The organism is Salinirubrum litoreum (genome assembly GCF_020567425.1).
Taxonomy (GTDB): Archaea; Halobacteriota; Halobacteria; order Halobacteriales; family Haloferacaceae; genus Salinirubrum; species Salinirubrum litoreum.
The window spans coordinates 62,175-83,608 of sequence record NZ_JAJCVJ010000003.1 but is presented as its reverse complement, the minus strand read 5'-3'; the positions used below and the strand labels follow the sequence as shown (position 1 = coordinate 83,608).

Genomic DNA, 21,434 nt, shown 5'->3' with positions numbered 1-21,434 from the left:
GTCCGTCGGTTTACGGACGCAATCGCGTCGACGTGTCGTCACGCTCAGCGCTCTACGTCGGGCCTCAGTACTTGACGTCGAACGCCAGTATCTCCGGGGGGTAGTCGCCGTCGAAGGCGTCGTCGGCCCCCGCCTGCAGTCGGTCACCCTCACCGCGTGCAGCGGTCAGGAGGCCACGGAGGTCGGAGACGGGCGTCTCCGAGTAGTCGACTCTGAGGTTGTGAGAGAACCGCGACTCCGGGGCGGCGACGAGCAGTGCCGCGCTGAGTTCGCCACGGTCGTCGCCGCCGGCGGCGGTTCCGGCTTCGAGTGCCGAGACCAGTCGGTCCGGCACGTCGCCCGTCGCAGTCTCGTAGGCTGTCGCCGTCGCCTCGAGGACCTCGGCCCCTGCGAGCATGTTCCCTGCGACCGTGTAGTCGTCGCCGATGCGACTCCCACACCACGGGACACAGGCGTCGCCGGTGAACGCGTAGTCGCTGGTCGCGCCGACGCCGTGGACCTGTCGATACGCGTCGTACTCGTCCTCGCTCACCAAATCGGTGAGTACCGTCTCCAGCGATTCGCCGTCGTCGGCACGGGAGACGCCTTCGCGCCCGTAGCGTGCGTTCGTGTACGACTGTGTGACGACTGCGGCGCTGTCGCTGACGTACGGACACGTCGCGCCGACGGCGACCGTGCCGGTGGTGACGGCCGCCCCGTAGGTGTTCGTCGCCCGGTCACGCACCGCGATCGAGAAAGTGCCCGGTACTCGCTGTGTCATAGCCACAGTCGGGCAACCAGCTACAAAGCAGTACGCCTCGGGGTGGCCCTCGAGGACGAGAGATCGCCCCGGTCAGGCGACCGTCTCCTCGGTATCCGAGACGACTGCCCACTCGTCCGGGGAGACAGTGTGGCCGTCGAACACGCCAGCCTCGGGGTAAGCAGTCGTCACAAGGAACTCGGTCCGGTCAGTCAGATACTCGACGAGCGTGTGGACGTGGTCGCTGTCGAGGCCGCCGAGTTCGTCGAGCAGTAGACACGGGACCTGCTCGGCCACGTCGAACGCCTCGTAACCGGCGAGTGCGGCGATGAACCCGAGTAGTTCGACCTCTCCCTCCGAGAGCCGTTCCACGGAGATCTCGCGGCCGTCCCGCGCGACGACCAGTTCCAGTTTCTCGGTCCGCCCCGTGTCGGGGTCGGTGTGTCGGTCCAGCCGTGCGGTCTCGAAACTCGGCTCGAAGGCGTCTACGACGTCCTCGAGTGCCGTGTCGAACGCACTCCGTGCGGCTTCGATGGTTCGTTCACGCCGCGAGCGGAGCGATTCGATCTCGGTGCCGAGTCGGTCGATCCGCGCTTCGATGGCCGTTCGCTCGTCCGCCTGTCGCTCTAACTCTGCGATCCGGTCGTTGACGGTCTCCAGTTTCGTCTCGAGTCGAACGACGTCCGCCTCCAGCGTCTGGCGACGCTCGTCGGTCGTCTCGACGGCCGCTTCGAGGGCCTCGATATCGGCTTCGAGTTCTTCGCGTCGCTCGCGACTCGCCGCGAGATCCGCCTGACGTTCGTCCAGTCGGGACTGCAGCGTCGAGATCTGACGCTCCAGTTCGGCACGGCGGTCACGTCGTTCCTCGATTCTATCGCGGCGCGCTTCGAGGGCTTCCGTCTCCTCGCGGAGTTCGGTTGCTCGCTCACGCCGGTCGGCGACGACCTCGGCGAGATCGGCGAGCCGTGATTCGACCGCTTCGCGGGTGGTCTCGGTGTCACAGACCCAGCAACTCACCACGTCACCGGTCACCTGCCGGTCGATCTCTGAGACGAGGTCCAGTTGGTCACGGTCGAGAACCTGTCTGTTCGCGTTGTACAGGGTCTGAAGCGTGTCGGTCTCTCGTTCGAGCGTCGAGAGGCGGTCGCGCTTTGCCGCGAGTCGCTCCCGAAGGTCCGGTTCCTCGTCGACCTCGATCTCCGCCACCTCGGCGCGTTTCTCGGCCAGTTCCGATTCGATGGACTCGACCTGTCGTTCCTGTCGGTCGATCCGTTGCTGTGTGCGTTCGGAGGAGGTCCGCGCTTCCTCGAGTGCCTCGCGTGCGTCCGGGTCGCTAGTTTCTCCTCCTTCGTCGTCCAGATCGGCCAGTTCGGCCCGCTTTCCCGACAACTCCCGCTCCAGTCGCTCGGCGCGTGACCGTTCCTTTCGGAGTTCCGCGGTCGCTTCGGTCACGCGGTCCAGTTCGCTCTCCGCACGGCGGCGCTCGGCTCTCAGTTCCGCGACCTGTGCGTCCAGGTCTTCGGCGTCGAGGGGCCGCGTCAGCAGCGGTGTGAGGTCCTCGCCCGCTCTGACTGCCCGACGGATCTCATTGTGTTCGTCGAAGAAGGCGAACAGTTCAGCACAGATCCGGTTCGGCCGCTCGGTGAGGTACGTCTCGCCGCCCCGGGCGACGCCGTCGTCGGTCGCACGCAGGTCCACCTCGTACGTCTCGCCCCCGTCGGTCGTGAGTCTCACGTGGCCCTGCGTCTCGCCGTCGGTCAGGACATTCGGCGTGACCTCCCCGCCCAGCACGGTCCTGAGAGCCGTCACCAGCGAGGTCTTGCCCTGCCAGTTGCCGGCCTGCACGGCGTTCGTCCCGGGGTGGAGTTCGGTCGTTCCGGCCCGAATCCCGGCGACGTTCCGGATGTCGAGGTGCCACATGTGCGTGTCGACAGCCACGGAGTACGGCGGTATAAATGTCCCTCGTCGATCGGGGAGGATGGCCGTGCGCGAGCGACTGTGTCTCTGCGCTCACGGCAGGTCGATTCGGTGACGCCGCTCACTCGTCTACCGTGGCGACGATACGTACCCGTCCGAGTACCCCACCAGCCTCACTCTCCCGACTGGTCGGGACTCGCCCCGAGGTGGTCGGCACAGACGTACCCCCGGTCGAGGGCGGTGTCGAGTTTGACCCGCGTCGCACACTGTGGACACCCGAGCAGAATCGGCGTCGTCAGTTCTGCGTCGGCCGCACCCGGGAGTCGGTCGTCGTCGTCCAACGACGCCAGTGCGGTCTCGACGCGGTCTTGGAACGACGAACGGGCGTACGCGACCGCGTCGTCTTCCCACCGCCCGTCGGTGGCGCCGCTCGTGGCGGCTTTGCTGGCTTCCAGACAGGTCTTTAGATGTCGGTCGAGCGTACTCTTGCCGATGCAGTCGCTCGCGAGCACCTCGGGGTCGATGCCGTCCGCCTCCAGGTCGGCGACGACGGCTGCCCGTTCGTGGGCGGCCACGTCGTCGCCGACGACCGCCTCGTACTCGGCGTCGATGCGGACGTCCGTGTCCGAGCGGTCGTGTCTTCGGTAGACCGTCCGCAGGATCTGTTTGTTCAACCAGGCCGTGAGCGGCCGGACGCCGGTCGGTTCCTGCCGCCCCGTCCCGGTCCACTTGGCCACGAGATACTCGTCGTGGTCGCCGTCGAACTGGCGCGGCGCCCGGAGGTCGTACTCGTCGACGACCCGGTCGACCTTACAGCAGTAGTCCTCTCCCATGCCGGTCTCTGCGCTTTCGTCCGTCCCCCACCCCTTTACCGTTTGCCGTCCTACGGGGGGACTGACGACGCAATCTGTCGTCCGCCAGACTCTCGTCCGACTCTCGATTTGGATCACAGGGCAGTTGACGTTGTGGGACTATGTCGGTTGGGACGTTCGAAAATCAGGTTCATATTCTCGAATAGAAATAAACTATACTGATGTCTGAACAGTTTTTTGCGAATATACACACGAACTTTCGGCGAGTTCTACGAATGTAAGACGATATACTGGAAATAGATGAAATACGTTGATAAATAGCACAGTGAACAGACTGACGCTAAAGACAGCTTATCTTTCTACGTTTGTCTATTCTCATGTCACGGTTGTCGTTCTATTGCGTCAGGTGGTCCGGCGACTCCGGTGAACCGAGCGGTCGCTCCCTCTGTGGAGCGTACCGAAGACGGCCGACCTGCGCAGCCGACGCCGACCCGGGTGAAGCTACAAGCCACAGTCTCTCGAACAGGTCACTGGACCATGGAGTTCACACGCGACGAGTCGCTCGCGCGACTCAGGGCGACGGTGGAATCGGGCGAGCCGATCATCGGGGCGGGCGCGGGCACCGGTATCTCGGCGAAGTTCGCCGAACGCGGCGGCGTCGACCTGCTCATCATCTACAACTCCGGGCGCTACCGGATGAACGGCCGGGGGTCGCTGGCAGGGCTGTTGCCCTACGGCGACGCCAACGAGATCGTCGTCGAGATGGGTCACGAGGTCCTTCCGGTCGTCGAGGACACACCCGTCCTCGCGGGCGTGAACGGCACGGACCCCTTCCGACAGATGGACGTCTTTATCGAGGATCTGCAGCGCCGGGGCTTCTCGGGCGTCCAGAACTTCCCGACGGTCGGCCTGATCGACGAGGACAGCGGGTTCCGCCAGAACCTCGAAGAGACCGGGATGGGCTACGACAAGGAGGTCGAGATGATCCGGGAGGCGAGCGAACAGGGAATGTTGACCTGTCCGTACGTCTTCAGCGAGGCGCAAGCCGAGGAGATGGCCGAGGCCGGCGCGGACGTGATCGTCTCGCACATGGGGCTGACGACCTCCGGCGACATCGGTGCGGAGACCTCGCTCGACCTGGAGACCGCCGCAGCGCGCGTGCAGGCACACCACGACGCCGCGAAAGCAGTGAACGAAGACGTGCTGGTCATCTGTCACGGTGGCCCCATCGCGTGGCCGGACGACGCCGAGTACGTCCTGAACAACACCGAGGGCGTCGTCGGCTTCTTCGGCGCGTCGAGTATCGAACGACTCCCGACCGAGGAGGCGATCCAGAATCAGGCACAGGAGTTCAAAGAGATCGACTTCTGAGGCGGGGACGAGGGCCGACCCTGATCGGGAGCGTCCAGCCTCACGCCTCCGAGACGCTCGCGTCGGTGCCGAACCAGGTTCGGCGGTGGACGAGCACCGCGACGACGACGAGGGGCACGACGCCGACGGCGATTCCCAGCAGCCCCTCGCCGCTGATCAGGATCACCTGGCCGGCGACGAACCCCTCGACGTTCGTGTAGACGTTGCCGAGCACCAGCGGATTGAGCAGGTTCCACGTCAGGTGGAGTGCCACCGGCGGCAACACGCTCCCGTTCGAGAGAAAGTACGAGTACGAGGCGGGAAACGCGGCGACGGTGAACACCGCCCCCATCTGGATGGCAGCGACGGTCAGTGGATCGCCGAGACCGGTCGCCTGCGCGCCGAAGTACAGCGCCGGGAAGTGGTACAGCGCCCAGACGACCCCCACCGAGGCCGTGGCCGCGACCGGGCCGATTCTGTCACTGAGTTCCGGGAGGAGGTACCCCCGCCACCCCAATTCCTCGCCGTAGGTGACGACGCCGACGATCAGCAGGAAGACGGGAAACAGGAACACCGGGCCGCTGTACGCGAACACGCCACCGCCGGGATCGTAACTGCCGAGTCCCGTCGCGAGTGCGACACCGGCGGCGGTAGCGATGAAGACGACGGGGAACGCGACCGCGAACACCGCCGACCGAAGCGTCGTCCCTCGGAGCGAACCGACCACCGTCTGCCGGACAGAGCGGCCCTGAAGCCGGCGGAGGACGATGGCCGTCAGTGCCGGCGTGACCATGATCGGGACGGTGGTCGCGTTGGAGACGGTGTCGCTGATCGTCACGGCGGCGACGATCACGCTCACGGCGAGCGTCACGACGACGAACGCGGCGACGTGCGCGCTGGGCACGCCGTGGACACCGCCCGACGTCTCCTCCACTGTCATCGCGCGACCCCACTGTCGTCCTGTCGTCGGTCGTGGCAGACTCGTGTGTGATTCCCGAGGACCATTCGGTGAATCCTCCAGGGACGGTACTCACTGGCCCGGTATTAAATCCGGTGCCGGGGATGAGCCGGCACGGCCCGTCCTCAGGGCAGTTCGCCGGCCGGCACGATCTCACACTCCGGCAGGTCCCGTAACTGTTCCTCGGGACCGGGCGGCGCGTACACCGCCAGCAGGAGCAGTGGCTCCCAGCCGGTGTTGACCGTCCCGTGCGGGACGCCCTCGGGGACGTGGAGCATGTCCCCCGCCGTGATCTCGCGGGTCTCCTCGCCGATCTCCTGTTCACCCTCCCCGCGGATGACGTACAGCATCTCGTCGCTCTCGGGGTGGGTGTGACGCTCGTGGCCCTTTCCGGGTTCGAGCTTGACGACGCCGCAACTCATGCGATCGGACCCGGTCACGTCGGGTGTCGACTGCCACTTCAACACGCCCCAGTCGAACACCTGACTCTCTACGTCTTCCGGCGAGACGAACCGTTTGTCGTCGGACATGAGCGAGCGTTCGACGGTTACGTACATATTCTTTCGTGTGAGATTCACGCCGCCACAGCGACAGTCGGCCCGCGACAGCAGACCCGCGACCACAAACCGCCACCGCCGGCGACTCGCCGGCACTGCCGATTCTCACGAACGTTTATCACGAATCTCGACAGACACGTCACCGTCATGGCCGTCGTCATCGTCGGAACACTCGACACGAAAGGCGCAGAGATCGGGTTCGCCCGGGACGTCATCGAGGCACAGGGGATCGACACACATCTCGTCGACGTCGGCGTCGTGGGCGAACCGACGATCAGTCCGGATACGCCAGCCAGCGCGGTCGCTACGGCGGCGGGGACGACACTCGACGAGTTGCGCGAGAGTGGGGACCGAGGGGCGGCGATGGAGGCGATGGGCGAGGGGGCGCAGGCGGTGGCAGAGCGTCTCCACGAGGAGGGCGACCTGGACGGCATACTGGGGCTCGGCGGGTCTGGCAACACCTCCATCGCCACGACAGCCATGCGTGCCCTGCCGGTCGGCGTCCCGAAGTTCATGGTCTCCACGATGGCGTCTGGCGACACCGAACCGTACGTCGGGTCGCGGGACATCGCCATGCTGTACTCGGTCGCCGACATCGAGGGACTGAATCAACTATCCCGGACGGTGATCGCCAACGCGGCGCTGGCGATGGTCGGGATGGTGGCGAACGATCCCGAGGTGGAAATCGCGGAGAAGCCGACCATCGGGATGACGATGTTCGGAGTCACGACACCCTGCGTGAAGACTGCGCGCGCGTACCTCGAAGACAGAGGCTACGAGACGATCGTCTTCCACGCCACCGGCACCGGCGGGCGGGCGATGGAGCAACTGGTCCGGGAAGGGATCATCGACGGCGTCCTCGACGTGACGACGACCGAGTGGGCCGACGAACTCGTCGGCGGGGTGCTGAACGCCGGACCGAAGCGACTCGACGCCGCGGGCGAACTGGGGATCCCACAGGTCGTCTCGACCGGCGCACTCGACATGGTGAACTTCGGCCCACGCGACTCGGTGCCCGAGGAGTTCGAGGGGCGGCAGTTCCACGTCCACAACCCGCAGGTGACGCTGATGCGGACGACACCCGAGGAGACCGCCGAACTCGGGCGAATCATCGCGGAGAAGCTGAACGCCGCGACCGGCCCGACCGCGCTGGCGCTTCCACTGGGCGGTGTCTCGCTACTCGACGTAGAGGGCGAGGACTTCTACGACCCCGAGGCGGACGCGGCGCTGTTCGACGCACTCCGCGAGCATCTGAGAGCGGACGTGGAACTACTGGAGTTGGAGACGGCGATCAACGACGAGGCGTTCGCCGAGGCGATCGCGGAGAAGCTGGACGAGTACATGCGGTCGGCCGGCCTCGCGCCCGAGACTGCCGGCGATTGAGATCGGGACGGCCTCGGCGTCCGACCGACGCCCCACGCGGACGATCCGCAGGTCTCCGGTGACACCAGTGCACGCTCTTGCAAGCTCAAGTCGTAACCCGACGGGTCCGCTCGGCTGTACGCATGGACTCGATTCCACCGATCGACACCGAAGACGAAGGTAAACCAGTGTACGACACCGACGGGACGAGAGTCGGCATCGTCACGCACGTCGCGGGCACCGAGGTCGCCGTCGACCCCGACCCCAGACTCACGGATACCGTCGCGGCGAAACTCGGCTGGTCGTTCATGCTCGACGGCAGCGACGACTCGTATCCGATCAGCCTGACCAGCATCGAGTCGGTCGAAGACGACCGGATCGTCGTCGGGGGGAAGGGCTCGTGACGCCGGCGCTCCCGCTCGCGGTGACCGCGCTCCCACTCCAGATCGGACTTACCGGCGACTTCCTCTGGCTGGGCATCGTCTTCGTCGTCATCGCCCTCGCGGCCGGGCTAGCCGGCTTTCGGGGACTCGCCGGGCTCTCGATGAGCGCCGCCCGACTGTTCGTCTTCCTGTTTCTGGTTCTCGCGGTCGTCGCGTTCCTGCTGTAGGCGGCGACCGTCGGCGAGCGTTCTCCGTCGCTCCTCGACGAGCGCCGGCAGTGGCACTGTCCCGCGCCCAGTGTCGTTACCACTTCCATACGACGGGGACCAGCTATATCACCTCGTCTGAAGACCTCTCGCGCATGGCCACGATAGTACGAGGGACGATCCCCGCAGACGAGTTCGCGCTGAGTCGGGCCGTCACGTCGGTCCCCGGCCTGGAACTGGAGATCGAACGGGTCGTCGACGCCGGCGGGGAGCGGGTGATGCCGCTGTTGTGGGTTCGCGGTGCGACCCGAGAGCGCGTCGAGTCGGCACTCGACGCGGATCCGTCGACCGAGCGGACGGAACTCCTCGCGGACCTGGACGACGAGTGGCTCTACCGGATGGAGTGGGTCGACCACGTCGAACTCCTCCTCCGAATGATCACCACCCACGACGCGACCGTGTTGGACGCCTACGGCAAGGGTGACCGCTGGCAACTGCGGGTGATCTACCCCGACCGCGACGAACTGTCGGCGATGCAGGCATTCTGCACGGACCACGGACTCTCCTTCTCGGTCGAGAGCGTCCGCGAGATGGACGGGGTCCCCGCCGGCCGGTACGGCTTGACGACGGAGCAGTTCGCGGCGTTGACCACCGCCGCCGAGCGGGGACTGTTCGCGGTCCCGCGCCGGACGACGCTCGGCGAACTCGCCGAGGAGTTCGACGTGTCACACCAGGCGATGTCCGAGCGGGTGCGGCGGGCGACAGGCGCGCTCGTCGAGGACACGCTCCTCATCGGGATGACCGACGACGGGTGATCGACCCGGCACACGCAAGCACCAGCGACACCCGGGTCGCGCTCCCACGGGCCACCGTGTCCGACAAACCGACACTCGCCAGCTACGACGACTGGACGACCGACCACGAGGAGATACGGGACTGGGTCGAGGCGCGGGACGGCCGCCCGGCCGTGCTCCGCGACCCCGACGCCGACGACCTGACGTTCGTCTTCGGTGATCCCGACCGCGCGATCGCGTCGCCCGTCGAGTGGGAGCGGTTCTTCGACCGGTTCGAGCGTCGTGACCGCCTGTTCGCGTACCGCGAGGACGACGACCCGGCGGACGCGTACGCGCTCCTCGACCGCGCACGACTGGACCCCTCTCGTCTCGAGGAGGGTGCGACCGACCGCGACGACTCGGTGTCGAGGTCCTGACCGAGCGACGACCGCGACCAAACACTGATACTCGTCGGCGGAGTCGGTCGAAGCGACAGCACAGCAGTCTGCCCGAACAGCGCGTGCCGAGACTCCCACTCTCAGATGAAGGCCGCTCCTCCGATCCCACGACTCGCCGACGCTCCCGACGACGTGTTCGAGACGGGCCACCTCTGGCTCCTCGAACACGTGGTCGGCGACCACCTCCGGTTCCGACTCCAGCCGTCGGGCCAGATCCAGTTCGGCGATCGAACCCGCGTCTTCGACGCCGGCGATCCGCCGACGGCGTACGAACACGCCGTGAGTCACGTCCGAGAACGGTTGGACCGGGACCGACTCAGGCAGGCACTCGACGACCCGAGTTCGGTCGTCTTCTACGGCGAGGCGATGCACGCGGCCGGTGTCGACTACGACTGGGAGCGCACGCCGTCGTTTCTCGGGGACGACGTGTGGTCGGCCGACCGCGAGCGATTCCGGCCGCCCGACGCGACCGAACAGATCTTCGAGCAGGTGGGACTGCACCCGGTGAACGCGGTGGAGAAAGAGCGGAACGGGCGGGACTTCGACCCCGAGTCGTACGCGTTCCCGCAGTCGGCGTGGTACGACGGCCCGGTGGCGGGTGTCGTCGTCCGAAACAAGCGCGGTGGGCGGGCACTGCTCCGGAATCCGGCGGTCGAGACGGACCGTAAGGTCGCGCCGGTCGACGGATCGCCGGCCGAGGTCGCGACGGAGGTCGCCCCCACGGCTCGCTTCGACCGCCTCTCTGCGCGACTCGCCGACGAAGACCGAGCGGTGACCTTTCAGTCGTTGTACGACCTGACGCTGGAGACCGTGCTTCGCGCGAACCACGAGCGACTGACCCACTCACAGAGTACGGTCGACCTGGGCGCGTTTCGTGGAGCACTCGCGGCCCGAACGCGGGCGTATCTGGCGGAGACCGGGTAACAACGACTATGTGGCAGACCGTCATTCGACAGACACGACCACTGCGGTCGCGTGACCGACAGTGCGAGAGAGGTGTCCGAAGACGATGGCCGAACCAACACACGACACGGAACCGGTGTCCGACTCGGGGATCAGCGCGTGGATCGACCGCCACAGACTCGTCGCGTTTCTCGCGGTCGCGTACGCCTTCACGTGGACCGTCCAGGGTGTCGTCCTCGCAAGCGGACTCGAAGCCTCGTGGACCCAGTCGATCCTGATCGGCTTCGGCGGCTTCGGCCCCGCGGTCGCCGCAGGTGTGGTCGTCCGGGCAAGTGGCGGCAGTCTGCGCACGTGGATCGGCCAGTTCCTCCGGTGGCGGATCGGCCTCCGGTGGTGGGCGCCTGCGCTCGGACTGCCACTCCTGCTGCTCGCTGGCGGCGTCGCGCTGTTCGTCGCGTTCGGTGGACCGATCGACCTCGGGGGCGTCCCCTCGCCGGCCATCTACCTGTTCGTGCTGGCGTGGGGCACCGTCTGGGGCGGCGGTCAGGAGGAACTCGGCTGGCGGGGGTTCATGCTCCCGCTCCTGCAAGAGCGGTACAGCGCACTGGCCGCCAGCGGGGTCGTCGGTCTCGCGTGGGCCGGCTGGCACCTCCCGCTGTTTCTCAACCCGGCGACGACACAGGGCGGGTGGCCGCTCTCCCAGCAACTGCTGTGGATCGTCTCGATCCTCGCCGGGTCGGTGCTCTGGACGTGGATGTACAACGGGACCGGCGGGAGCGTCCTCGCGGTCGCGGTGTTCCACGCCGGCGTCAACGGGATGGGTGTCCTCCACCCCGCCGACCTCGACGCGATGGCTCCGGGCGGCGTCCCGGACGGGGCGCTGACGCTTCTCGCGGAGATCTCGGGGATGCTCCCACTGCTCGCGGTCGCGGTGCTACTGATCGCGGTCTACGGCCCGAAGCGACTGGCGAATCGGGGAGTCCCCGGTCGGGAGGCGGTCGGTCTCGGCTCGGAGACGTGAGAAGCAAGCACACGAGGGGCGGGCGGTCGCGTCGCCGGCTTCCGTTTCGCGGGCCCGCCTCGGTGCGTACGCCCTCGGGAGCGCCTCAGTCCTCGGTCTCGTACGGGTCGCCGACTGCGGCGGGCATCCGGGTGTAGCCGACCAGCGTCAGGACGACCAGCACCGCCGCGTAGGGGAACAGGCCGGTGAGGCTGCCGGGCACCGGAACCCCGATCGTCTGGAACTGGATCTGCAACATCTCCATCGCGCCGAACAGTAGCGAGGCGAGCGCCGCCCCGACCGGGTTGTAGTTGCCGAACAGGTACGCGACGATGGCGATCCAGCCGCGTCCGTCGACCATCGTCACGCCGGTCCCGGTGAAGCCGCTCCCGAAGCCGATCGAGAGGACGGCCCCGCCGAAGCCGGCCATCACCGCCGAGAAGACGACAGTGACGAACCGGACCCGGTTCACGTCCACGCCGGCGGTGTCCAGCGCCTCGGGGTTCTCGCCGGCCGCCTGCACCCAGTAGCCGAACCGGGTGCGGTAGAGGACGACCCACGCGAGCACGACGACCGCGACCGCGATCCACAGCAGCGGGGAGGCGTCGAAGAACAGCCGACCGACGAGTGGCCAGTCGGCCGCGACCGGCACCGCCACGTCGTCGATGTTCGCGATGGAGGGGCTGGAGACGCCGCCCCAGACGACGATCGCGGTGAAGGGGCCGAAGCCGAGTCCGACGAACCAGACGGCGAGGCCGGCGACGATCTGATCCGCCTGCAACCGAACCGTCAAGACCGCGAAGAGCACGCCCAACAGGGCACAGACGACCAGCGTCCCGAGCAAGCCGAGCCACAGTGCAGTCTGGCTCACGTCACCGCCCCCGGCGACGATCCACGCGAGCGCCGCCGCGAGCAGCGCGCCGAAGATCATGAACCCTTCCAAGCCGATGTTGAAGACGCCGCTCTTCTCGGCGTAGAGTCCACCGACTGCGGCGAGTGCGATCGGTGTCGCCGCCTGCAGTGTGCGTTCGAGGTAGCCGACGGTCACCAGTCGGGCCAGCGGGAGGTCGAAGCCGACTGCCGCGAGCAGACCCACGAGGAGTGCGAGTCCCGCGACGCCGAGGCCGACGCGGTTCCGGGCGGTGTAGTCGGCGAGACTCACTCGCGGTCACCTCCGAGCCCCGTGTACCGACCGGCCATCCGGAACAGTTCCGGCGTCGCCACGAACAGGACGATCAGTCCAACGACGCCCTCGACCAGTTCCGGCGGGATGTCGAGCGTGAAGCCGATGTACTGTCGTCCGGCGTCGAGTCCGCCGAACAGCAAGCCCGCCGGGATCACCCCGATCGGGTTGTTCGCGGCGAGCAGGCTCACCGCGATGGCGTCGAAGCCGAACGTCGGGAAGGAGTTCGGGTCGCTGTAGTAGCCGAGGATCATCACCGCGAACAGCGCACCCGCCAGTCCGGCGACCATCCCGGAGAGCGTCATCGTCGCCACGACCGTCCGCTTCGGATCGACCCCGGAGAAGGCCGCCGCCCGCTGCTGGTGGCCGCTCGTCACGAGATCGTAGCCGAACCGCGTCCGGGTCAACACGACCGCGACGACGACGACCGTCAGGAGACCGACCAGCAGACCCAGCACCGAGAAGGTCGCGCTGTCGAACACCAGCGACGGGAGACCGACGTAGTCGGGGAACGGTTCGGTGTTCGGCGCGGAGGTGCCCGGCGGCCGGAGGTAGCCGTCGATCAGGAAGAAGACGACGCCCGACGCGATGAAGTTCAGCATGATCGTCGTGATGACCTCGTTGGCGTCCGCGTACGCCTTCATCAGACCGGGAAGAGCCGCGTACGCGCCGCCGGCGATCACCGCCGCCACGCTACCGAGGAACATGAGCAGGACGCCGCCGAGTGTGCCGGCCGGCAGAAGCGGTGCGGCCCACAGGATCGCCAGCGTCGCGGCGAAGCCGCCGACGACGAACTGCCCCTGGACACCGATGTTGAACACGCCTGCCCGAAAGGCGACCGCGACGGCGACGCCGGTGAGGATGAGCATCGTCGACTGCCGGAGCGTGAACGCGACGTTCGACGCGCTCCCGACGGCTCCGTAGACGAGCGCCCCGACGAAGGTAGCCGGGTCGTAGCCGGTGGCCGCGACGATCACCGAGCCGAGCGCGAGCGCGAGCACCGTCGAGCCGACCGCGATGGCGATCCGTTCCACTGCGGTCGCTCGTGCCATCCGGTCTGCGAGTCGGCCGAGTAGCGTCCGGAGTGAGCCGAGGTCTGCGGCGCTCACCGCCCATCACCTCGTTCTGTCGGCACGTCTGCCGGCGAACCGGTGGCACGCCCGCCGGTCTCGTCGTCGCCGGCCGTCGTCACCTCGTTCGTGATCGACTGCCCCGCCATCAGCAGGCCGAGGTCCTCTTCTGTCACCTCGTTCGGGTCGACGACCGCGACGAACTCACCCTCGTACAGCACGGCGATACGGTCCGACAGTTGCTGGATCTCGTCGAGTTTCGAGGAGACGAGGAGGATACCGACGCCGGCGTCACGCATCTCCCGCAGTCGGCCGTGGATGAACTCGATCGACCCGATGTCGACGCCCCGAGTCGGGTGGGCCGCGACGAGGAGGCTCGGGTCGTGTTCGAGTTCGCGTCCGACGAGGAACTTCTGCTGGTTCCCGCCCGAGAGCGATTCGGCTCGGACGTCGGCGTCGTCCGGGTTGACGTCGTACTCCGTCACGATAGATTCGGCGTGATCGCGGACCGCTCCCCAGTCGACGAACCCCCCGGAGACGAACGGCTCGACGGTCTGGTTGCCGAGCAACGCGTTCCGGACGAGATCGTAGTCCAGCACGAGACCCTCGACGAGTCGGTCTTCGGGCACGTACGCGATGCCTGCCTCGATCCGGTCACGACGACTCGCAGTCGTCACGTCGCTCCCGTCGAAGCCGACTCTGCCCTCGTCTGCCGACCTGAGTCCCGTGATCGCCTCGACCAGTTCGCGTTGCCCGTTCCCCTCGACGCCGGCGACGCCGAGAATCTCGCCCCGTCGTACGGTGAGGTCCACGCCGCGAACCTGCGCGAGTCCTCGGTCGTCGTGGACCACGAGGTCGGACACGTCGAGAATGGGCTCGCCGGGCGTCGTCGTCCGGGGTTCTGACTCGAACAACACGTCTCGACCGACCATCATCCGGGCGAGTTCCTGCCGGGTCGTCGCGTCCCCGTCGACCGTCCCGACCGCCTTTCCGTCACGGAGGACCGTGATCTCGTCGGCGACCGCCATCGCCTCCTCCAGTTTGTGCGTGATGAAGACGAGCGACCGCCCCCGGTCGGTCAGTTCGGCCATCACCTCGAACAGCGACTCGACCTCCTGTGGTGTCAACACCGCCGTCGGTTCGTCGAGGATCAGCGTGTCGGCTCCCCGGTAGAGGCTCTTGACGATCTCGACGCGCTGGTGGACGCCGATCCCGAGTTCCTCGATGCGGGTGTCCAGATGCTCGTCCACGTCGAAGCCGTAGGTGTCACAGATCGCTTCGACGTCCGTCCTCGCGCTCTCGGTGTCGACGAACCCCCGGTCGGTCGGTTCGTGGCCGAGGACGACGTTCTGCAGGACGGTCATCGTGTCGACCAACTGAAAGTGCTGGTGGATCATCCCGACACCCGCGTCGATGGCGTCGCGTGGCGAGTGGAACTCGCGTGGGGTGCCGTCCACGACGACCCGGCCCTCGTCGGGAGAGTACAGACCGTAGAGGACACTCATCAGGGTCGTCTTCCCGGCTCCGTTCTCGCCGACGAGCGCGTGGACACTCCCCGCCTCGACGGTCAGGCCGACCCCGTCGTTGGCGACCACGTCGCCGAACCGTTTCGTGATGCCCTCCAGTCTGACGGCGGGCGGTGGCTCGTCAGCCATGCTCGGCGGACCGGCAGGCGGCCCTTCCGCCGACGATTCGGGGTGGAGACGGACAGCCCACCATCAGTTCTGACACCCGGAGGCGGTGCAGGGCACGGTCACGTCGCCGTTCAGGATCGCCTCCTTCGCGTCTTCGACGTTCTCCGAGACCGCGTCGGGGAGTTCCGGACCGATTGCCTGGCCGAGCACGAGGTCGACCGCCTCGGCGTCCAACCCGAGGACGTTCCGACCCTGCACCGACGACCAGTTGTCCTGGACGACCGCCTCGGCCACCTGGAAGGTGCCGCGGTTGATGTACTTCACCGCCGAGCCCATGATGACGTCCTGGTACTCGGGGAGCGTCACCGACTGGTCGGCGTCGACGCCGACGGCGAACTGGTCGGTCTCCTGGGCGGCCTGGAAGACACCCTGCCCGGCGGCGGCGGCCGCGTGGTAGACGATGTCCACGCCGGAGTCGTACTGGGAGGTGGCGATGTCGTTGGCGGTCCCGGTGTCGGAGTAGTTGCCGATGTACCCGACGCTGACCTCCACGTCCTCGTTCACGAACTTCGCGCCCTGTCGGTAGGCGCGCTCGAAGGCGTTGATGAGCGAGCCGTCGGTCCCGCCGACGAAGCCGACCTGCGGGTTCCCCGGTTTCGTGGCGCTCCCGTCGTAGCTGAACTCCCGCGTCGTCATCGTCCCGGCGAGCACGCCCGCGAGGTAGGACATCTGGTGGTTGGCCCAGACGTAGCCCGCGACGTTGGGCTGGTCGATGGAGTCGTTGATGAGCATCCACCGCTGGTCCGGGTACTGGCTCGCGTTGGACTGCAGCGCCTGCGTGTGGTTGAACCCGACCATGACGATCAGGTCGTAGTCCGGGTTGCTGCTCTCTGCCAACCGCGACTGGACCGTCCCGTAGTTCGACTGGTTCGTCTCCTCGACCTGCTGGATCTCGATGCTGTACTCCTCGGCCGCGTTCTGGAGGCCCTCCAGTGCGAGGTCGTTGAACGCCCGGTCGCCGAACCCGGCCGGACTGGAGATGATGGCGACGTTCGTCGTCTCGCCGCCGCCGTCCATGTCGCCCTCGGTCGTCTCGGTGTCTCCGTCGCCGCCTCCGTCGTCGGTCTCGTCTGTCCCGGTCGTCGTGTCGCCGCCGTCGCCGCCGTTTCCGCCGAGACAGCCCGCGAGGAGACCGGCCGCCGTGAGTGTCCCCCCGGCCCGGAGGAGCCGCCGCCGTCGAAGCTGTGCAGTGGTCCGGTCGTCGTCCGTCGTCGTGTCTGCCGTGTCGTCTGTGCCAGTCATGCTACCAATCCGACCGGTTCGTGACCACATATCATAAATAATCGTGTGCAATACGGTGCGGTAGCCGGTGATATTTTTCGCCGTCACGGCTGAGAACAGCGGTCAGGGCCGACGCAGTCACCCGTCGGCCTCGGTCGCTCGCAGGGGTGGGTCACTCGCCAGTCTCGGTCACTCGACTCGCAGCGTGACGACCAGGAGTGGCAGCCCTACCGGGTCTCCCGCGTCAGGCGTCGGAGTCGCCGATCTCCCGGTCGACGACCGCCAGCACGGTCTCGTACAGATCGGCCAGACTCTCCTCTGTGCCCGACTCGAACAGTTTGAACGCCTTCCCGACCGGGTTGACCGTCAGTGCCCCGTCCGCGTCGGCGGTCGTGATCTGGAGGACCACACCGGTAGTGGCGATGTCGTCGTCGGTGCCCCACTCGACCGTGACCGGTAACTCGCGTTCGAGGCCGTGGCGCATCACCTCGCCGGCGAGTGCGCCGACCGCGAGCAGTGCCTCGCGGGGGACGTACCCCTCGTGTGTCGCGTCGCGGTCGGCGACGGGCCGCAGTTCGTCGAGGACGAACTCGTCGAGTCGTGCCAGCGTGCCGGTGTCGGTGCGGTCGACTCGCAGGTCCGCGTGACGGGTCAGCAGGTCCGCGCCCAGGTCGGCGTACCGGGGGGCCGACTCGGCCGAGAAGGCCGGTCCGTCCTCGACCTCGCGCCGGGCGTCGAGAGCGAACGCGGCGCGGGGGTGGGAGTCCGTGAGATACGTCACCGCCGGCGGTGGTGCTGTAGCCGAGACGACGTGGAGTCCGTCGAGGTCGTCGTCGGCCATCAGGTAGCGTGCGAGCGAGACGACCGCCTGTGTGTCCGGCTCGTCCCACTGGCCGACGTAGACGACGCCGGTGTACATCTCGGTCGGGGTGTAGAAGAGGAACAGTTTCCCCACGCCCGCGACCGGGTTCTCGGGCATCGAGTTGAGCAGGTCGCCCGCCGTCACACGGTAGCCGGCGTCGTCGAACGTCGCCAGTGTGCGTTCGTGTGCCGTGTCGAGGTCCATCCCGGCGTCGAATGGGACAGTCGGGAACGGCGACTCGCCGTCGTTTGCTCGGTGGTCGTCGGTCGCGTCGCTGTCGACTGCATCGGTCGTCTCGGACGTTGTGTCGCCCGAGTCGACTGAGCCAGCCGAATCGAGATCGAGTTCCAGTCCCGGTTCCTCGTCCTCGGTGTCGTCGACTCGGTCACGTATCTGCTCGGCGGTTCGGGCGAACTGTGGGTCGCTCCGGAGTGCGACGTCCGCGACGTGAAACGGCGAGACAGCGACGCTGGTCGACCCCGCCGGGATCACCACCCGAACGTCGTCTCGTCGGACCCACTCGCCGTCGAACTGCCGGACGAGTACCTCGCCGAAGTAGCTCCCGAGGTGCAGGCTCGGCCCCTCCGGAAGACCGTCTCTGTCGCTCTCCGTGGCGGCGTCCGCGTCGCCGTCGGAGCCGGTCGAATCGACCGTAGTCACGTACTCGTCGAGTCGGTCGAGTGACGCGAGGCTGAAGTCGAACTCGTGTTCCGGGGTGTCGGCCGCGAACGTCTCGGCGACGTCCACGATGTCCGTGTCGGTGTCTGCCGAGTCGTCGGCCGCCCCGCCGGTCCACCGGTCGCCATCCGACGAACCGCCCTCCCGGCCGAACAGGCCGGCGAGGTAGTCGAACAGACCCATACCCCTACCTCTGACACTTCTGTGATAAATCGGCCGGTCCGACTCGGGCGACTCCCGAGGCTCGACCGGTGTCCGGTCTACCCGGCGTCTCGTCTGTCGCCGACCGGGACGCGACTCGCTGTCGGTCACGAACCTATGAGGCGTGGAGAGCTCTCACTACGCGAGCATGATCGTCGAAGAAGGCGAGACACGACGCTCTCGCCGATCACCGGAGGCGGAACAGTTATCTGAATAGCTGTTCAGATATTCAGATATGAACTCGAGCAGCGACTCGTCCAGAGACCGGCTCACCCGGTTCATCACTGCACGGGAGGGCTCGTGTTGTGACGGGCAGGCGGCCGCGCGACTCGACAGGCTCCGGTCGTACAGAGACGGCGGGCCGACCGACACGACCGCCGACCTCCGTGCGCTGAAGACGCTCGGGGACGGGACACGCCACACCATCGTCAGACTCCTCGCGGCTGCCGACCGAGAGCTCTGTGTCTGTGAGATCGAGCCGGTCGTGGACGTGTCGGACAGCGCAGTCAGCCACGCGCTGTCGGACCTCCACGACGCCGGACTGGTCATGCGCCGACAGTCCGGCACCTGGCGGTACTACGCGCCGACCGAGCGTGCCGAGGCGCTGCTGGATACCCTCGACGCGACGCGGGAGGGGGAGCGATGACCGACACGACACCGGAAAACGACGGTGACAAGAGCTCACGGTCGAGCGACGGTTCCGGTCCCGAGGCACAGCGCCAGCGTCGTGCCGTCAGAGAGCGATACGCCGCTATCGCGGGCGGTCGAGACGACGGGACAGACGGCGACAGGAGCGACACGGTGGAGACCGACGACGCTGGGTGTTGTTCGACTGGCCCCACGTGTTGCGGTGATGCGACCGACGCGACCACCGACGACACCGACGCGGAGTGCGCACCCGGATCACCGAGCGGTGTGGACGAGACGGCAGCGCGACTCGGCTACTCCGCCGACGAGATCGACAGCGTCGGCGACGGCGCGAACCTCGGCCTCGGCTGTGGCAACCCGCAGGCCATCGCCGCACTCCAGCCGGGTGAGACGGTGCTCGACCTCGGATCGGGCGCGGGGTTCGACTGCTTCCTCGCGGCGGACGCGGTCGGTCCCGCCGGCCGGGTGATCGGCGTGGACATGACACCGGAGATGGTCGAGCGAGCCAGGAAGAACGCCCGACAGCAAGCCGGCGACGTCGTCGAGTTCCGACTCGGCGAGATCGAACACCTGCCGGTCGCCGACGACTCCGTCGACGCCGTCATCTCGAACTGCGTGGTGAACCTCTCGCCCGACAAAGCACAGGTGTTCCGCGATGCGTTTCGCGTCCTCCGGTCGGGTGGTCGTCTCGCCATCTCCGACGTGGTCCGAACCGCACCGGTTCCCGAGGACCGCCGGGCCGATCCGGATTCGGTCGCTGGCTGTACCGCAGGTGCCGCGTCCATCTCGGAGTTGGAGACGATGCTGACCGACGCCGGCTTCGAGGCTGTCGGAGTCGACCCGGTCGCAGGAAGCGATCAGTTCATCCGCGAGTGGGACCCGGAGCGCGACCCGAGTGAGTACCTCACCTCGGCTCGGATCACCGGACAGAAGCCCCCTACGGCGTGACTCGGGGATCGAGTTCGTAGACGACTTCGACGCGCTCCGAGACGCTGATCGGGGCAGACAGAACGTCGGTGTCCGGCAGTGCCGACATCGCGTCCGCGACGAGACCGTCCAGCCCCGGACTCACGACGTGGGAACGGCGAGTCTCGGTCAGACGAACGGCAGTCCCGGCGACGGGTAGATGCTGACGACGCCGAGGTAGAGCGTGACCAGGACGCCCACGAGGACGACCGTCCGGAGCGACCAGAGCCACACGGTCGCCAGTCGCGCGCCACCGTCGGTGCCCTTCTGGAGTTCGTCGACGGCCTGCGGCCCGTAGATCCAGCCGACGAAGACGACCGCCAGCAGGACCGATGTCGGGAGCAACACCTTGTACGCGAGCGTGTCGAACCAGCCGAGCCACGCCGTCCGCCACGCCGAGAGCGTCCCCAGCAGGAACAGCCCAGTCCCGAACGCGGCCGCGACGACCGGCCGGCGACCGCCGTACGTGTCCACGACGTAGGAGGTGGCGACCTCCAGCAGACTGATCGCCGAGGAGAGCGCCGCGACGAGGACGACCCCGAAGAAGACGACGCCGAGTGCCCGCCCCGCGAGGCCCAGCGAGGCGAAGGCGTCCGCGACGGAGACGAACAGCGCGCCGGGACCGCCGCCTGCCGCCGAGTCGGGGACGGTGCCGAACTGGACGAACAGCAGGGGGACGACGACGAGTCCGGCGAGCAGTCCGACGGCCGAGTTCAGGCCCACGATGATCCCGCCGTCGGTCACCAGGTTGTCGTCGTCGCCGAGGTAGGAGGCGTAGGTGATCATCGCGCCCATGCCGAGCGACAGCGAGAAGAACGCCTGGCCGACCGCGAAGGGGACAATGTCCGCGAGGTTCGCGGCGAGGTAGTCGATGTCCGGCGAGAGGTAGTAGCCGTAGGCTGGCCCACTCCCGTCGAGCGTGACGGCGTAGACGGCGAGTCCGACGAGGATGACGACGATGGAGGGGACCATCAGTCGCGTGGCCGCCTCGATCCCGTCCTCCACGCCGAACGCGACGATCCCGACCGTGATCGCCATGAACAGGCCGTGGAAGGCGATGGCGTTCGGCCCGGTCGCGACGCTCCCGAAGTAGGCGGCCGTGTCGGTGAGGTACGCGCCGGTCGCGCTCCCGATGGTGTACTGGATGACCCACCCGCCGACGACGCTGTAGTACGACAGGATCCACATCCCGGTCAACAGACCCAGTGCGCCGACCGCTGTCCACGCGGGGTGGTCGAGTTTGCGGAACGCCGCCACGGCGTTCAGGTTGGCCCGTCGGCCGATCACGAACTCCCCGAGGATCGCCGGGAGGCCGATCAGGACGGCCGCGAGCAGGTAGACGAGGACGAACGCGGCCCCACCGTTCGTCGACGTCTTGAACGGGAACTGCCAGATGTTGCCCAGTCCCACTGCACTCCCGACCGCCGCGAGGATGAACCCGGCCCTCGTGGCCCACGTCTCTCGTTGTGTCACGCCGGCGGTAATCCGACAGG

At 67.4% G+C, this 21,434-nt stretch carries 22 protein-coding genes; 10 read left to right on the top strand and 12 right to left on the bottom strand.

Annotation, left to right across the window (positions count from 1 at the left end):
* Nucleotides 1-64: 64 nt before the first annotated feature.
* The 3 genes from LI337_RS16375 to rdfA all read right to left on the bottom strand — a co-directional run bounded on the left by LI337_RS16375 (nt 65) and on the right by rdfA (nt 3,489).
* Nucleotides 65-760 carry a DUF1028 domain-containing protein gene (locus LI337_RS16375; RefSeq protein WP_227230986.1) on the bottom strand — a complete coding sequence of 232 codons (696 nt, stop codon included), beginning with the start codon at nt 758-760 and terminating at the stop codon, nt 65-67.
* Nucleotides 761-832: 72 nt separating this feature from the next.
* Nucleotides 833-2,659: an archaea-specific SMC-related protein gene (locus LI337_RS16370; protein WP_227230985.1), complete on the bottom strand. Its 1,827-nt coding sequence runs from the start codon at nt 2,657-2,659 to the stop codon at nt 833-835.
* A 170-nt stretch (nt 2,660-2,829) separates the two neighbouring features.
* On the bottom strand, nt 2,830-3,489 hold the full coding sequence (gene rdfA / locus LI337_RS16365) for a rod-determining factor RdfA (protein WP_227230984.1): 660 nt from the start codon (nt 3,487-3,489) through the stop codon (nt 2,830-2,832).
* Between the two features lie 516 nt (nt 3,490-4,005).
* On the opposite strand from rdfA, the gene LI337_RS16360 reads away from it, so the two are divergent.
* Nucleotides 4,006-4,839 (top strand): phosphoenolpyruvate hydrolase family protein, encoded by an 834-nt coding sequence (locus LI337_RS16360; protein ID WP_227230983.1) that lies wholly within the window; start codon nt 4,006-4,008, stop codon nt 4,837-4,839.
* 40 nt (nt 4,840-4,879) lie between these two features.
* On the opposite strand, the gene LI337_RS16355 is transcribed toward LI337_RS16360, so the two are convergent.
* Together LI337_RS16355 and LI337_RS16350 are read right to left on the bottom strand one after the other, a co-directional pair.
* Complete coding sequence (locus tag LI337_RS16355) at nt 4,880-5,758, bottom strand: CPBP family intramembrane glutamic endopeptidase (RefSeq protein ID WP_227230982.1); 879 nt, start codon at nt 5,756-5,758, stop codon at nt 4,880-4,882.
* 143 nt (nt 5,759-5,901) lie between these two features.
* A complete protein-coding gene (locus LI337_RS16350; RefSeq protein WP_227230981.1) occupies nt 5,902-6,306 on the bottom strand; it encodes a cupin domain-containing protein in 405 nt (134 codons plus the stop codon).
* A gap of 174 nt (nt 6,307-6,480) precedes the next feature.
* Here LI337_RS16350 and LI337_RS16345 point away from each other — a divergent pair, with 174 nt between their 5' ends.
* The 7 genes from LI337_RS16345 (at nt 6,481) to LI337_RS16315 (ending at nt 11,439) form a co-directional block, all read left to right on the top strand.
* Complete coding sequence (locus LI337_RS16345; RefSeq protein WP_227230980.1) at nt 6,481-7,716, top strand: Tm-1-like ATP-binding domain-containing protein; 1,236 nt, start codon at nt 6,481-6,483, stop codon at nt 7,714-7,716.
* Nucleotides 7,717-7,838: 122 nt separating this feature from the next.
* Nucleotides 7,839-8,099, top strand: a complete 261-nt coding sequence (locus LI337_RS16340) for a PRC-barrel domain-containing protein (protein ID WP_227230979.1) — start codon at nt 7,839-7,841, stop codon at nt 8,097-8,099.
* Nucleotides 8,096-8,305: a DUF1328 domain-containing protein gene (locus LI337_RS16335; protein WP_227230978.1), complete on the top strand. Its 210-nt coding sequence runs from the start codon at nt 8,096-8,098 to the stop codon at nt 8,303-8,305. The genes LI337_RS16340 and LI337_RS16335 overlap by 4 nt, the downstream gene beginning before the upstream one ends.
* A 134-nt stretch (nt 8,306-8,439) precedes the next feature.
* A complete protein-coding gene (locus LI337_RS16330; RefSeq protein WP_227230977.1) occupies nt 8,440-9,099 on the top strand; it encodes a helix-turn-helix domain-containing protein in 660 nt (219 codons plus the stop codon).
* Nucleotides 9,100-9,155: 56 nt separating this feature from the next.
* A complete protein-coding gene (locus tag LI337_RS16325) occupies nt 9,156-9,494 on the top strand; it encodes a hypothetical protein (protein ID WP_227230976.1) in 339 nt (112 codons plus the stop codon).
* A gap of 105 nt (nt 9,495-9,599) precedes the next feature.
* The gene (locus tag LI337_RS16320) at nt 9,600-10,439 is read left to right on the top strand and encodes an RNA ligase family protein (protein WP_227230975.1); all 840 of its coding nucleotides are present in this window, start codon (nt 9,600-9,602) and stop codon (nt 10,437-10,439) included.
* Nucleotides 10,440-10,524: 85 nt separating this feature from the next.
* The gene (locus LI337_RS16315) at nt 10,525-11,439 is read left to right on the top strand and encodes a CPBP family intramembrane glutamic endopeptidase (protein ID WP_227230974.1); all 915 of its coding nucleotides are present in this window, start codon (nt 10,525-10,527) and stop codon (nt 11,437-11,439) included.
* Nucleotides 11,440-11,524: 85 nt separating this feature from the next.
* On the opposite strand, the gene LI337_RS16310 is transcribed toward LI337_RS16315, so the two are convergent.
* From LI337_RS16310 to LI337_RS16290, 5 genes are all read right to left on the bottom strand, one after another.
* Nucleotides 11,525-12,580 carry an ABC transporter permease gene (locus LI337_RS16310; RefSeq protein WP_227230973.1) on the bottom strand — a complete coding sequence of 352 codons (1,056 nt, stop codon included), beginning with the start codon at nt 12,578-12,580 and terminating at the stop codon, nt 11,525-11,527.
* On the bottom strand, nt 12,577-13,710 hold the full coding sequence (locus LI337_RS16305; protein ID WP_227230972.1) for an ABC transporter permease: 1,134 nt from the start codon (nt 13,708-13,710) through the stop codon (nt 12,577-12,579). Before LI337_RS16305 ends, LI337_RS16310 begins: the two co-directional genes overlap by 4 nt.
* Entirely contained in the window at nt 13,707-15,326 is a 1,620-nt protein-coding gene (locus tag LI337_RS16300; RefSeq protein ID WP_227230971.1) for an ABC transporter ATP-binding protein, read from the bottom strand. The genes LI337_RS16305 and LI337_RS16300 overlap by 4 nt, the downstream gene beginning before the upstream one ends.
* A 63-nt stretch (nt 15,327-15,389) precedes the next feature.
* Nucleotides 15,390-16,607, bottom strand: coding sequence for a BMP family lipoprotein (locus LI337_RS16295; RefSeq protein WP_227230970.1), 1,218 nt, complete (start codon nt 16,605-16,607; stop codon nt 15,390-15,392).
* A 223-nt stretch (nt 16,608-16,830) separates the two neighbouring features.
* Complete coding sequence (locus LI337_RS16290; RefSeq protein WP_227230969.1) at nt 16,831-18,309, bottom strand: hypothetical protein; 1,479 nt, start codon at nt 18,307-18,309, stop codon at nt 16,831-16,833.
* Between the two features lie 253 nt (nt 18,310-18,562).
* Between LI337_RS16290 and LI337_RS16285 the strand changes: the two genes are divergently transcribed.
* Both LI337_RS16285 and arsM read left to right on the top strand, forming a co-directional pair.
* A complete protein-coding gene (locus LI337_RS16285; protein WP_227230968.1) occupies nt 18,563-18,973 on the top strand; it encodes an ArsR/SmtB family transcription factor in 411 nt (136 codons plus the stop codon).
* Entirely contained in the window at nt 18,970-19,923 is a 954-nt protein-coding gene (gene arsM / locus LI337_RS16280) for an arsenite methyltransferase (RefSeq protein ID WP_227230967.1), read from the top strand. Before LI337_RS16285 ends, arsM begins: the two co-directional genes overlap by 4 nt.
* Here the strand turns inward: arsM and LI337_RS20000 are convergent.
* Nucleotides 19,913-20,047 (bottom strand): hypothetical protein, encoded by a 135-nt coding sequence (locus tag LI337_RS20000; protein ID WP_264475112.1) that lies wholly within the window; start codon nt 20,045-20,047, stop codon nt 19,913-19,915. The genes arsM and LI337_RS20000 overlap by 11 nt on opposite strands.
* Before the next feature lie 23 nt (nt 20,048-20,070).
* Nucleotides 20,071-21,414, bottom strand: coding sequence for a sodium-dependent transporter (locus LI337_RS16275; RefSeq protein ID WP_227230966.1), 1,344 nt, complete (start codon nt 21,412-21,414; stop codon nt 20,071-20,073).
* Nucleotides 21,415-21,434 lie beyond the last annotated feature (20 nt).